8 protein-coding genes and 5 pseudogenes are annotated in these 12,594 nt (G+C 37.9%); 3 read left to right on the forward strand and 10 right to left on the reverse strand.

Going from position 1 to position 12,594, the window contains the following annotated elements:
* Nucleotides 1-33 precede the first annotated feature (33 nt).
* The 5 genes and pseudogenes from X926_RS05145 to X926_RS05175 all read right to left on the reverse strand — a co-directional run bounded on the left by X926_RS05145 (nt 34) and on the right by X926_RS05175 (nt 6,708).
* Entirely contained in the window at nt 34-1,770 is a 1,737-nt protein-coding gene (locus tag X926_RS05145; protein ID WP_103065289.1) for an NADH-dependent [FeFe] hydrogenase, group A6, read from the reverse strand.
* A 27-nt stretch (nt 1,771-1,797) separates the two neighbouring features.
* Nucleotides 1,798-3,643: pseudogene (locus tag X926_RS05150) on the reverse strand (NADH-ubiquinone oxidoreductase-F iron-sulfur binding region domain-containing protein).
* Between the two features lie 19 nt (nt 3,644-3,662).
* Nucleotides 3,663-4,166: an NAD(P)H-dependent oxidoreductase subunit E gene (locus tag X926_RS05160; RefSeq protein ID WP_103065292.1), complete on the reverse strand. Its 504-nt coding sequence runs from the start codon at nt 4,164-4,166 to the stop codon at nt 3,663-3,665.
* 270 nt (nt 4,167-4,436) lie between these two features.
* Nucleotides 4,437-5,582: a Gfo/Idh/MocA family protein gene (locus X926_RS05170; RefSeq protein WP_103065294.1), complete on the reverse strand. Its 1,146-nt coding sequence runs from the start codon at nt 5,580-5,582 to the stop codon at nt 4,437-4,439.
* Nucleotides 5,583-5,613: 31 nt separating this feature from the next.
* Nucleotides 5,614-6,708: a Gfo/Idh/MocA family protein gene (locus tag X926_RS05175; RefSeq protein ID WP_012208555.1), complete on the reverse strand. Its 1,095-nt coding sequence runs from the start codon at nt 6,706-6,708 to the stop codon at nt 5,614-5,616.
* Nucleotides 6,709-6,861: 153 nt separating this feature from the next.
* Here X926_RS05175 and X926_RS10420 point away from each other — a divergent pair.
* Nucleotides 6,862-6,948, forward strand: a pseudogene (locus X926_RS10420) (cyclopentanol dehydrogenase); the annotation flags it as partial.
* 135 nt (nt 6,949-7,083) lie between these two features.
* Nucleotides 7,084-9,018, forward strand: coding sequence for an FAD-dependent oxidoreductase (locus tag X926_RS05185; RefSeq protein WP_103065295.1), 1,935 nt, complete (start codon nt 7,084-7,086; stop codon nt 9,016-9,018).
* 202 nt (nt 9,019-9,220) lie between these two features.
* Here X926_RS05185 and X926_RS10305 read toward each other — a convergent pair.
* A pseudogene (locus X926_RS10305) lies at nt 9,221-9,523 on the reverse strand (group II intron maturase-specific domain-containing protein); the annotation flags it as partial.
* Nucleotides 9,517-9,651 (reverse strand): hypothetical protein, encoded by a 135-nt coding sequence (locus tag X926_RS10355; RefSeq protein ID WP_255408238.1) that lies wholly within the window; start codon nt 9,649-9,651, stop codon nt 9,517-9,519. The pseudogene X926_RS10305 and the gene X926_RS10355, both read right to left, overlap by 7 nt.
* 284 nt (nt 9,652-9,935) lie before the next feature.
* Between X926_RS10355 and X926_RS10425 the strand changes: the two are divergent.
* Nucleotides 9,936-10,031 (forward strand): annotated as a pseudogene (locus tag X926_RS10425) (SDR family oxidoreductase); the annotation flags it as partial.
* A 271-nt stretch (nt 10,032-10,302) separates the two neighbouring features.
* On the opposite strand, the gene X926_RS05200 reads toward X926_RS10425, so the two are convergent.
* From X926_RS05200 to X926_RS10155, 3 genes and pseudogenes are all read right to left on the reverse strand, one after another.
* Nucleotides 10,303-10,647 (reverse strand): thioredoxin family protein, encoded by a 345-nt coding sequence (locus X926_RS05200; protein ID WP_103065297.1) that lies wholly within the window; start codon nt 10,645-10,647, stop codon nt 10,303-10,305.
* Nucleotides 10,648-10,845: 198 nt separating this feature from the next.
* Complete coding sequence (locus X926_RS05205; protein WP_103065298.1) at nt 10,846-11,859, reverse strand: permease; 1,014 nt, start codon at nt 11,857-11,859, stop codon at nt 10,846-10,848.
* A gap of 282 nt (nt 11,860-12,141) precedes the next feature.
* Nucleotides 12,142-12,594 (reverse strand): annotated as a pseudogene (locus tag X926_RS10155) (transposase); the annotation flags it as partial.

Consider the following 12,594-nt stretch of genomic DNA (forward strand, 5'->3'; position numbering starts at 1 on the left):
AGCTAAAGGCGGATTTTCTCCGCCTTTAGTTTTTTAAAGCCATTCTCTTTGCACATAATGAGTATGCAACAATTGATGTGATTTTTCACTTCCTGGCTTTTCCAAATACTCGTTGTATAGTCTAACAATTGATGGATTTTCATGGGACTTTCGAATTATCTTTGATTTGTCAACGACATTTAATGCCTCGATTCTCTTTTTAATCACGTTGAAATCACCATGATGGTACGGTTGACCACCGCCTCCAACACAACCCCCTGGACAAGCCATAATTTCGATTAAATGTAAGTCTATTTTTCCCGATTGAACGTCTTCCAAGAGTTTTCGTGCGTTACCTAAGCCATAAGCAACTCCAACTCTTAATTTTTTCCCATTAATTTCAACTTCTGCAACTCTTATAGACTCATATCCATGAAGTTGCTCAAATTCTACTTCTTTAAGTTCATTCCCGGTTATCCATTCATAAGCGGTTCTTAAAGCTGCCTCTGCAACTCCTCCCGTTCTTCCAAAAATGGCTGCAGCACCGGTGGATTCTCCTAAAGGACTATCATACTCCCTTTCTGGGACAGCTTTGAAATTAATTCCTGCTTCTTTGATCATTTTCGCCAGTTCTCTGGTGGTCAATACATAATCAACATCCCTGTATTCAGGTGATGCATTTATTTCTTCTCTAGCTGCTTCGTACTTTTTGGCTAGACAGGGCATTATGGATACAACGGTTATCTTTTTGGGATCAATATCATTTTTTTGTGCATAATAACTCTTTGCAATCGCTCCAAACATCTGTTGAGGAGACTTCGCAGAAGAAGGCATCTCAAGCAAGTCAGGGAATTGATGTTCGATAAATTTAACCCATCCTGGACAACAAGAAGTCAACATAGGTAAAAAACCACCATTTTCTAACCTTTCTTTGAACTCTGTAGCTTCCTCCATTATGGTTAAATCTGCTCCAAAATTGGTATCGAAGACCTTATCAAAACCCATTAGTTTTAAAACACCAACCATCTTCCCGGTAGAAATAGTTCCAGGTTCGTAACCGAATTCTTCCGCTAATGCTACCCTCACTGCAGGAGCGGTTTGAACTACAACGTGTTTCTCTTCATTGTCCAATTCTTTCCATACTTCATCTATGTAAGATCTCTCAACTAACGCCCCTGTAGGACAGACAGCCGCGCATTGTCCACAGAATGTACAGGCTGTTTCTTCTAAAGGCCAGTCAAAAGAAGGTTTAACAACGGCACCAAAACCTCGGTCTATTGCTGAGAGAACACCAACCGTTTGAAATTCATTACACATGGTTTCACATCTTCTGCACATGATACATTTGTTAGGATCCCTAATTATCGCCGCAGAGATATCTTGATCGTAATTAGATGTTTTGCCAAAATAAGGATTGTTCACAATGTCTAGTTCAGCAGCAATTTTTTGTAGTTCGCAATCACCATTTTTTGGACATTTTAGACAATCTTGTGGATGATCGGATAATAACAACTGAACAGCGGTTCTTCGGGCTTCTACCGCCATTCTCGAATGTGTCTTTATTTTAATTCCTTCAAACACTGGTGTTGCACAAGCAGGAGCCAAAGTTCTTCTTCCCTCTACTTCAACCATACAAACTCTACATGAAGAAGGCTTATTTTCTATATTGACATCCTTTAAGTTCATATAACAAAGTGTTGGTATATAGCCGCCAAATTTTTGAACAGCTGTTAAGACGGTATCATTTTCGGAAGCCTCAAATTCATTGCCATTTATATATATTTTAGGCATTTATTATTTCCCTCCTAACCAAAAAATTTATACTATTTTTATTGCGTTAAATCTACATGTTGAATAGCAAGATCCACATTTTATACACTTTTCTTGTTCAATTATATGAGGTTTTCTTAATTCTCCTTGTATCGCGTTAGTTGGGCATACCCTTGCACAAGCCGTACAACCCGTACAATCATCTGGAATTATTTCGTACCTTATCAAATTCTTACATATTCCAGCTCGACAGTTTCTGTCCAATATATGTTCTTTATATTCTTCCTCAAAATACCTATAAGTAGAGAGTATCGGATTTGGGGCAGTTTGCCCTAAACCACATAAAGAGCCATTTTTAACCACATTAGCCAAAGATACCATATGATCAAGATCTTCCAATTTAGCGTTTCCAGAAGTTATTTTTTCCAGTATTTCTAAAAGCCTTACGTTTCCTACTCGACACGTAGTACACTTACCACAGGATTCATCAACTGTAAATTGAAGATAGAATTTTGCAACATCGACCATACAAGTATCTTCATCCATAACAATCATTCCACCAGAACCCATCATCGAACCAAGTACTTGAAGACTATCGTAATCTATAGGGGTATCCAAGTATTCTTCAGGAATACATCCTCCCGAAGGACCTCCGGTTTGAACAGCTTTGAACCTTTTATCTCCTTTGATCCCTCCACCTATATCAAAGATTATATTTCTCAAAGTTGTACCCATTGGAACTTCAACAAGACCAACATTCTTAACATCTCCTGCAAGTGCAAAGACTTTCGTACCTGGAGAATTTTCTGTTCCGTATTGTTTGAACCATTCGGCGCCATTGAGTATTATAGGCGCTATATTTGCAAGTGTTTCAACGTTGTTTATCAAAGTCGGCTTTTTCCATAAACCACTATTAGCAGGAAAAGGAGGCTTATTGGTAGGCTCCCCACGAAAACCTTCTATCGAATGGATCAGAGCGGTCTCTTCTCCGCAGACGAAAGCTCCTGCTCCCAGTCTGATATCTATATCAAAAGAAAAATTACTCCCTAAAATATTTTCTCCAAGCAATCCATAATTTTTAGCTTGTGAAATACCTACCTTTAGTCTTTCAACAGCCAAAGGATATTCAGCTCTTATGTAAATAATCCCTTTCTGGGCACCAATTGCGTATCCAGCTATAGCCATACCTTCTAACACGGAATGAGGGTCACCCTCTAATACAGATCTATCCATAAATGCTCCCGGATCACCTTCATCTGCGTTACATACTACGTATTTTTCGTCTCCTTTGGCTTGCATGGCGAATTTCCATTTCAAACCGGTTGGAAACCCACCACCACCTCTACCTCTTAAATTTGAATCCAAAACCGTTTGAACTACCTCTTCTCTTTTCAATTTAAGTGCTTTTGCTAGGGCTAAATAACCATTATTTTTTAAATAATCTTCTATATTTTCAGGATCGATATTTCCGGCATTCCTTAAAACGATTCTTACTTGTTCAGGCATCGTTTTACCTCCCTCAAATTGCTTTTTTATGGGTTTCTTCTATCAACAATTCGTCTGCGATTTTTCCCTCTACTAAATGAGTTTTAACAAGATCTTTTACTTTCGACTTTGTAACGTTACCATACAATATTGGTTCTTTGCCTGGTTCGTTGACTTCTACTGTTGGCTCAGCATAGCAATATCCTAAACATCCTGTTTTCATAACTTCAATATTTTCTAATTTTTCTTCTTGTATCTCTTTTAGAAGCTCTTCATATGTTTCATCAGCTCCAGCTGAGATTCCACAAGTTCCTAGTGCAACTTTTAATACAATTTTACTTCTATTCTCTTTTTCTTTGAGTTCATTTATCAACGATTCTAATTCTTCTAAACTCCTTAATTTAGGCATAGAAAAACCCTCCTATTGACTATTTTTCTTTGGCTCTATAATCTCTGATTATTCTTCTAACATCGTTTCTTTTAAGTCTCCCATATACTTTTTCCCCTATTTTTACGACAGGTGCCAAACCACAAGCACCTAAACACCTAACCGGATGAATAGAAAATAATCCGTCCTCGGTTACTTCTTCTTCTTCAACATTTAAAATCTTTTTGAATTCGTCTAAGATTTCGTTCGCTCCTCCCACGTAACAAGCTGTTCCTAAGCATACACTTATAGGATACTTACCTTTAGGTTTTGTGGAGAAAAAATTGTAGAAAGTCACAACACCATAAACTTGAGAAGAAGGAATTTTCAGTTTTTTTGCCACTAATTTTTGCACTTCATTTGGGATATATCCTAGATTTTCTTGAACTTTATGCAAAACTTCAATAAGCAAGCTCCTTCTTTCTTCTTCGGTTTTGTCCGTCAAATCGAGTGAATTAAGATAAGTTTCAATGTCTTTTAATTTGCTTTCAAGAAGTTCTTCCATTCATTTTCCTCCTTGTATAATTAGGTTTTATTACACATATAGCGCCCTTTCACCCCGCTCCCCACCCTTTTATGGAAGGGACCTTCGGTCCCTTAAACTCTGTAGCCTACGCATAAAGAAGTGGAAAGTTCCTGACCATACGCATTAGGAAACAAGTTAAAAAATTCACTAATAATATACCTGATTGATTATACCATTTTTTATAGATTAGTAATTTAATAAAATATAAACCAGTTATTACTTTTTTCAAAAATTCGAAACAAAATAATCTTAAAATTCTACCCAACTAGCACCTCTTTTTGTACTTTCTACACATTTTTCTATAAATCGCATTCCCTCTACTCCGTCTTCCACAGTGGGAAAATCTAAATCTCTCTGCTCTAGAATTTCTCCTTTTTTCTTTTTTGCAATTGCGTTTATAAACTTATCGTATACCCTTGCAAAGGCTTCAACGTAACCTTCCTGATGCCCACCAGGAGTCACATAATCAGTTTTAATAAAATCATCAACGCTTTCGCTTCCCCTCGATAAAGTTATAAAAGGATGGTTAACTTTTGAGATCTTCAAGTAATTTGCGTGTTCTTGTGACCATTCTATAGATCCTTTTGTTCCATATATACCAATATCCAAAGTATTTTCGTGGCCCATAGCAATTTGAGATGTCCAGTATATGCCTTCTGCCCCATTATCATAATTTATTAGTATAGATGCATTATCGTCTAGCCTATCTGGCTCAACAAACTTGTCCATTCTGGCATTTAAGGACTTTATCTTCAAACCTGTTAGGAAAGAAACTACGCTTTCCACGTGTACCCCTATATCAGCCACGCAATTAGATACACCCGAAACTTTTGGATCCGATCTCCACTCGTGGCGAGAATTTTTGCCGGCAAACGGCACCTTTGCCATCCACTCACTTAGGTATCGACCATTGATAAACCTAACCTCACCTATTTCCCCTCTTTTAATTAACTCTCTTGCGTATCTTAACATTGAATAACCTGTAAAGGTGTAAGCAACCGCAAAAAGTAGGTTGTTTTTTCTTGCTAACTGTTTTAGCTCTTCAGCTTCTTTTAGAGTGATGGTTAACGGCTTTTCACACATCACATTTATTCCAGATTCTAAAAATTTTTTTGCCACTTCATAATGTGAACTGTTGGGTGTGACAATGGATACAAAATCTATTTTATCGGGCCTTTTAGCTTCCTCCTCAGCCATTTCTTCATAATTTTTATACAATCTTTTCTCATCTATTTTTAACTCTTTGCCTGTTGCCAAAGTGTTTTTGAAGTTTCTTGAAAAACTTCCACAGACTAATTCTGCCTTCCCGTGTAGATTTATAGCTTTTCTGTGGACTATGCCTATTTGAGAGTCTTTACTTCCACCTACCATTCCATAAGTCAATCTTTTGAACATATTTTACCCCTCCTCTTATTTGAGTTTGGTTTTAAAACTTTACCCAAACGCTTCCATTTTTCGAACTTTCTACACATTTTTCAATAAACCTCATCCCTCTTAATCCCGCGTTTACACTTTGAAAATGGGCATTATCGTTGGTTATAATTTCTCCGTTTTTTTTATTTATTAAATCGGTAATAAATGTGGAATAAGTATTTTTGAACCCTATATTTGTTCCAGGAATTTCATCCACATTTTGAACTATCTCTTCTTTGTGGTCTTCATACAAAATTGTTAATTTGTTTGCTTGATTAAAATTCCATTTCAACGTACCTTCCGAACCATACACGCAAACGCTAAAATTGTTGTTCTCTCCCACAGCAATTTGAGACATGAAAAGTAATCCTTTACTTTTATCTTTGAAATTTACCATCACGGTGGAATTATCTTCCAATTTTCTTGATTCACCAAAAGTATCAAGGCGTGCACACAAATTATCGATCTCTTTTCTAGTAAGATATGAAACCATGTTCTCCACATGACTACCTATGTCGGCTGTAGTATTAGCCAAACCACTTTGGTTTGGATCCAATCTCCATTGGGCTTGCTTGTTTTCATCTTCGATCTTTTTTGCAAGCCATCCTTGAATATATTGTACATTAATGAATCTTATTTCGCCCAACTCACCTTTTTCTATTTTGTTTCTTGCTAACGAGATAACCGGATATCCCACGTACGAATACGTCACACACAACAAAAGATCATTATCATCTGCTAACTGTTTTAGCTCTTGCGCTTCTTTTACTGTTGTTGTTAGCGGTTTATCGCAGACAACATTTATACCTTTTTCTAAGAAAGTTTTAGCTATTTCATAATGGGAAACATTCGGAGTAGCAATAACTACAAAATCAATTTTATTTTTCTTTTTACTCTCCTCTTCAGCCATTTCTAAGTAGTTTTCGTACAATCTATCTTTCTTTATGTCCCACTTTTTGCCTGTTTTTAATGTTTTTTTATAATCTCGTGAAAAACATCCACTAACTATGCTTGCCCTTCCATCTGATAATATTGCATTTCTATGTGCCTCACCTATCATAGAATCTATGGATCCACCAACCATTCCGTAGGTTATTTTTTTTGACATAATACACCTCCATAAAAAGATTTCTTTTTATTATTTTAACATAAATGCTTTTTCTTTTAAAAAAATATGGTATAATTTAGATACGATTAATTTAGTCGTTTTTATTTATCGTAAATTGTGAAAATATTCACATCAAAAGGAGGGATTCATATTATGGCAGGAAGATTAGAAGGAAAAGTTGCTATTATTACAGGAGCCGCAAGAGGAATGGGAAAAGTTGAAGCTGAGCTATTTGTAAAAGGGAGGTGACAATCTTCAAGAGAGTAACCAATTAAAAGTGTTGGGGAGACATTAAAGGTCACTGGTCATTTTCCGAGAGGAAAGGTTTTTAGACAGATAACAATATAAAAATAAAAAGAAAGGGGAGACAATTATATGAAATATCCTGTGCTTTTTTCACCGATAAAGATAGGCACGATGGAGGTAAGAAATCGTTATGTGGTACCACCAATGGCTACTGGATTAGCACGAGCGGATGGCAGCCCAACCGAAGGGCATGTAGCATATTGGGCTGCAAGAGCAAAAGGAGGATATGGACTGCTGATTGTAGAGGCTGCGGCAATTGACCCTCTTGGAAAAGGTTCTCCATGGGATGAGCCTGGTATATGGGACGATAAGTTTATACCTGCATGGAAGAAAGTAACAGAGGAGGTTCATAAGTATGGAGCTAAAATAGCAATTCAGCTTCATCACGCCGGAAGGCAAACAACTCACGATAAAATAGGAGGTCAACCTGTGGCTCCATCGCCAATACCATGTCCGGTGGAAAGGGAAATGCCAAGAGAATTGACGACCGAAGAAGTATATGACCTCATTGAGAAATTCGGAGATGCTGCAAGAAGGGCCAGAGATGCCGGGTTTGATGCTGTGGAGGTACATGGAGCCCATGGGTACCTTATAGCCCAGTTTATGTCTCCATATTCTAATAAGAGGGTAGATGAGTTCGGCGGAGATTTTATGGGCAGGATGAAATTCCCTGTGGAAATAGTTAAGAATATACGGAGAAAAGTGGGCAACGGATATCCAATTATATTCAGATTGAGCGGTGATGAGAGGGTGCCTGGTGGAAGAGACATAAATGACTCCAGACTGGTAGCCCGCGTGATGGAAGAGGCAGGGGTTGATGCAATCCATGTATCCGCAGGGGTTTATGCAAGCACCCAATATATTATTGCACCTGCAGCTGTACCTCCGGGATTTAACGTTTATGCATCGGAAGAAATCAAAAAGGTCGTTAATATACCTGTAATAGCAGTCGGCAGAATTAATGACCCACTCATGGCGGAGGACATATTGGAAGACGGAAAAGCCGATTTAGTTGCGTTAGGTAGAGAGTCCTTAGCTGACCCTGAACTGCCCAATAAGGTTGCTGCCGGTTTAACAGAAGAGATCTCACCATGTATAGGGTGCATGCAGGCCTGCGCAGGCTACCTGTTTGATCCTACAAAGTCCAATATTTCCTGTCTTGTAAACCCGTTTACTGGAAGAGAAGGAGAGCTTAAAGTCGAAAAAGCGGAAAAATCCAAGAACGTTATGGTAGTTGGTGGAGGACCAGGCGGATTAGAAGCTGCATGGGTGGCAGCCAAAAGGGGACATAAGGTTACCCTTTACGAAAAAGAAAATGTGTTGGGCGGTCAGTACAGGATAGGAGCCATACCACCGACAAAGCAGGATATACTAAAGGCTATAAGGTACTATATAACCATGGGCAAAAAGTACGAGGTAGAGTATAAAACGGGGGTAGAGGTGACAGAGGACCTTATAATGAAAGAGAATCCCGATGTGGTTATATTAGCTACAGGTGGGGTGCCTCTGGTACCCAATATAAAGGGTATAGACAACCCCAAATTTGCCAAAGCGGTTGACATACTGGAAGGCAAAAAAGAAGCTGGTATGAATGTCCTCATAGTCGGCGGCGGTATGGTAGGTGTTGAGACAGCTGATTTCCTAGGCGAGCATTATCATAATGTAACCATAGTGGAGATGCTGCCGGAAATAGCGAGAGATGAACAGGCAGCGGTCAAATTCTTCCTCATGGAGAGGCTGAATAAATACGGTGTTAAAGCAATTACCAATGCCACAGTGAAGGAGTTCCTTGATGATGGTGTAGTATATGAAAAAGGCGGAAAAGAAGAAAAGCTCACAGGATTTGATACGATAGTCCTATCCATGGGAGCTAAAGCATATAACCCACTAGAAGAGAAAATAAAAGGCAAAGTATCTGAGGTATATGTGATTGGTGATGCCGTAGAGCCCAGAAAAACCTTGGAAGCCATAGAAGAGGCAGCAAGGGTAGCAGTAAAGATATAAGGCAAATGTTACCCATCAAAAAAATAATCTGTTATTTCTGAGGGTAATTGTATCTCAGCAATGGGTATGCCGGGGTCAACAGAGGGTGGCTAAAGATGTCATAGTAGTCCCAGGGCAGGGAATCGATCGGGTTAGGAGGTAGATAATTAATTTATCTACCGTCCTCCCACACCACTGTACGTACCGTTCGGTATACGGCGGTTCAACAGAATTGATGTTTTAGGTTATACGTTTCCAGGATCGAAGTTAAACCCATTTCCTTAAGGTGTTTATTAGTTAGTGTCCTTGAAAGTATTGGGCTATTGGAGATTATCCAATAGCCTTTTCTTGTATTTGCATATCCCCATGCTTTGTTAGTGTTTAGTCCTGATTTGACTAAGTTTTCATGTTTTGTTTTAATTTTCTTCCATCCTTTCCAGATACACAACCTAATTCTCCTTCTAAGCCATCCATCAAGATTTTCTGCTACCTTTTTCATGTTCGCTATTCCATAGTAGTTTATCCATTCCATCCATCCGGTTTCGGTATCTCTTTCCTACTTACCGGTTTCGGGTTGTATCTTACTTCAAGGAGCTTTTGCCTTAATTCTTCTCCATGTTTTTTGAGATATCTATACAATTCTTCTACTTTCATACCATATATCCGTCAGATTTACTCCGTTAAGAAGTTAAACCCACTAAGATCCAAATACTTAACAACCTTTTCTAAAGGTGCGAAAGCATAATTCTTATCGTAGGCAGAAGCAGGGGAAACAACGGGGGAGATTGGAACGTTTTATCCCTAAATATTGAAAGTGTTAAAAGTTAGTTACAATGCATGTTTTAGAGTTTCTAAAGACAGTAATCTTTGAAAAGGAAGGAGGGAAGGTTAAGGTGCATCGAGATTGTTAACAAAAACAGCTACAGATGAACTTGCTAAATATAACATACGGAGCTTTTTTCTTAGCTTCCGATGAATCCTCCTTCATGACAGGTTCTGAGTTGGTTATTGATGGAGGATGGACTGCATTATAATTATGAACCATTTTATCAAAACATCCGCGTAAAGCGGATGTTTTTTTATATGTAACAGGCATATGGGTGCACATAGAAAGGTCTGCTCACAGCAGATCTTTTATATCTTGAGGTGGAAAACCGAACCAAAGCCTGGATTTGTCTTTCAAATCTTAAAAATTTATTCAATATTCAAAAACCGCTAAATAATATGTGTGCTATGAAAGGTCCTTTGTGTAACAACCATGCTAACGAAATCTGTGACTCGGGTTGCTAATTTCATTCATTTTTTTCATGACCTAACTTTTTGAAGAAGCTCCACTACCTCTTCTGTTTTTAAAACTTTACCATAAGAAACCACTTTTCCATCTACAACAAGAGCAGGGGTTGTCATGACACCATAAGCTGCAATTTCTGAAAAATCTGTTACATGGTCAATCGCTGTATCCATACCAAGCTGCTGCAGAGCCTCTTTTGTTGTCACTTCAAGTTGATTGCATTTTGGACATCCGCTTCCAAGTATTTTAACACTAGCACCCCCAGCTTTAGCATGTACTCCCTTCGCAATGCTTCCTGTATTACGGTTTTCTCCGTAATAGGATGTTGTTTCTTCTTTTTTCTTTTCAAATAGTGACATTTTTATTACACCCCTTTTTATTCAGTTTTTGTTGTTCAATTGATGGCAACTATTTGGAATCTATTCCGAAGTATAACTAGATTATAGACACAATTGAGCCTTCTGCGGTACAACAACTTCTGATGTAAATGCCATACTCCATACAGATCGTATAAACAATAGCTGGACACTAAGTCTTTTACTGATATTTTCTTACTACTATATGATGAAGCCTTGAATAGCGTTAAAAAAGTAACCTACAAAAATAATACCCATGGTACAGATTGCGATAAATAGTGCCAATAGCTCCGGTTTGACAGCTTTGCGTAACATGACCATAGATGGTATAGACAGAGTTGTGACCGCCATCATAAACGAAAGAACGGTGCCTAGGTCAGCTCCTTTAGATAATAGAGCTTCTGCAATTGGGATTACACCAAAGATATCGGCATACATTGGTATGCCGACAAGTGTGGCTAAAACAACTCCAAACGGATTTTTACTACCGAGAACGGAGTTAATCCATTCTCCGGGAATCCAGTTGTGAATAATGGCGCCAATGCCCACACCAATCAAGATATATGGAAACACCTTTTTAAAGGTGGACAGCATTTGGTCCCTAGAGTAGACCAGTCTATCCTTTCTTGTCAGTTCGGGTGCTTCTATATCTACATTTCCAGCTATCATAATAAAGCTTTCAACGTACTTCCCCATTCGTAATTTTTCTATAACCGTACCACCTATTACTGCGATAATCAATCCGAGTATTACATACACGACTGCAACTTTTGCTCCAAAAATACTCATAAGTAGAAACAGCGACCCTAGGTCGACCATAGGGGAAGAGATAAGGAACGAGAAAGTTACTCCAACTGGAAGGCCTGCAGATGTAAAACCAATAAACAAAGGAATGGATGAACAAGAACAAAAAGGCGTTACCGTGCCTAGTAAAGCCGCGACAGAGTTAGCACCGAGACCTTGAAATCGGCCTAATATTTTCTTGCTGCGTTCTGGTGGAAAAAAACTCTGAATGTAACTGATAAAGAAAATCAGTAAACACAGCAGTATGATTATCTTAATGACATCATAGACGAAAAACTCGATGCTACCACCTAGGCGGGTAGATGTATCCACTCCTAGACTTGAAAGGATCTTTCCAATCAAGGTATCAAGCCATTTCATGCCAAGAAGCTGATATTGAGTAAAATCCCAAATCTCTTTTAATATTTGCATTCTAGGAAAACCTCACATATGATAATAACATATCAAAAATATTTGATATGATATTATTATATGAATAAAATCAAAATTTGTCAATATGTTGTGATTATAATCTTCAACTAGGCACTCATAACTCAGCTGTTGCCCAATGTCCCGAAAGAGACTTTTTTTACATCTGGGATTATAAGTCACTGCTTTCAAAAGAGATTATTGCTACTTATTATTCTTGAATACTTTTTATCGTGTTAGATCATAATTAAGTGTCATCGAAATAGGGTATTGGTTAGATAGTAATTATGTCTTTGAACTTGATTTGCTTTTTGTTAGTTGAATGTTGTATAATTTATCCACAAGAAGATTTATTTCTTCTCTTAATTTTACCATGTTTAAACTTTCGTATGTTTTCTTTAGTTGAGATTTAGTTTTTTCACTAACAGTATTGCTTTCAAGCAACCTTTGGTATGGAGTCTTAGGTTTCTCATATTCTTTTTTTACTGTTTTACCCTTGTCGTTCTTTACTTTGTTTTTTAGTTTAAAGCTAGCTATGAAGAAGTTATCTAGTAAGTCTGCTTTGCTGTAAATCTCGTTGAGCAGACTTACCTCTTCTTCACTCTCATACCTGAAATACCCTACCAATTTTCTTACCTTATCCCCGTTCTTTTGTTCCACGTGAGCGTTATCGTTTTTCTTGTAAGGCCTACTTCTTGAAAGATTAACTTCGTTATTCCCTTTTACTTTTTCAAAAAG

This window comes from Petrotoga sp. HWHPT.55.6.3 (assembly GCF_002895495.1).
Lineage (GTDB): Bacteria > Thermotogota > Thermotogae > Petrotogales > Petrotogaceae > Petrotoga > Petrotoga mobilis.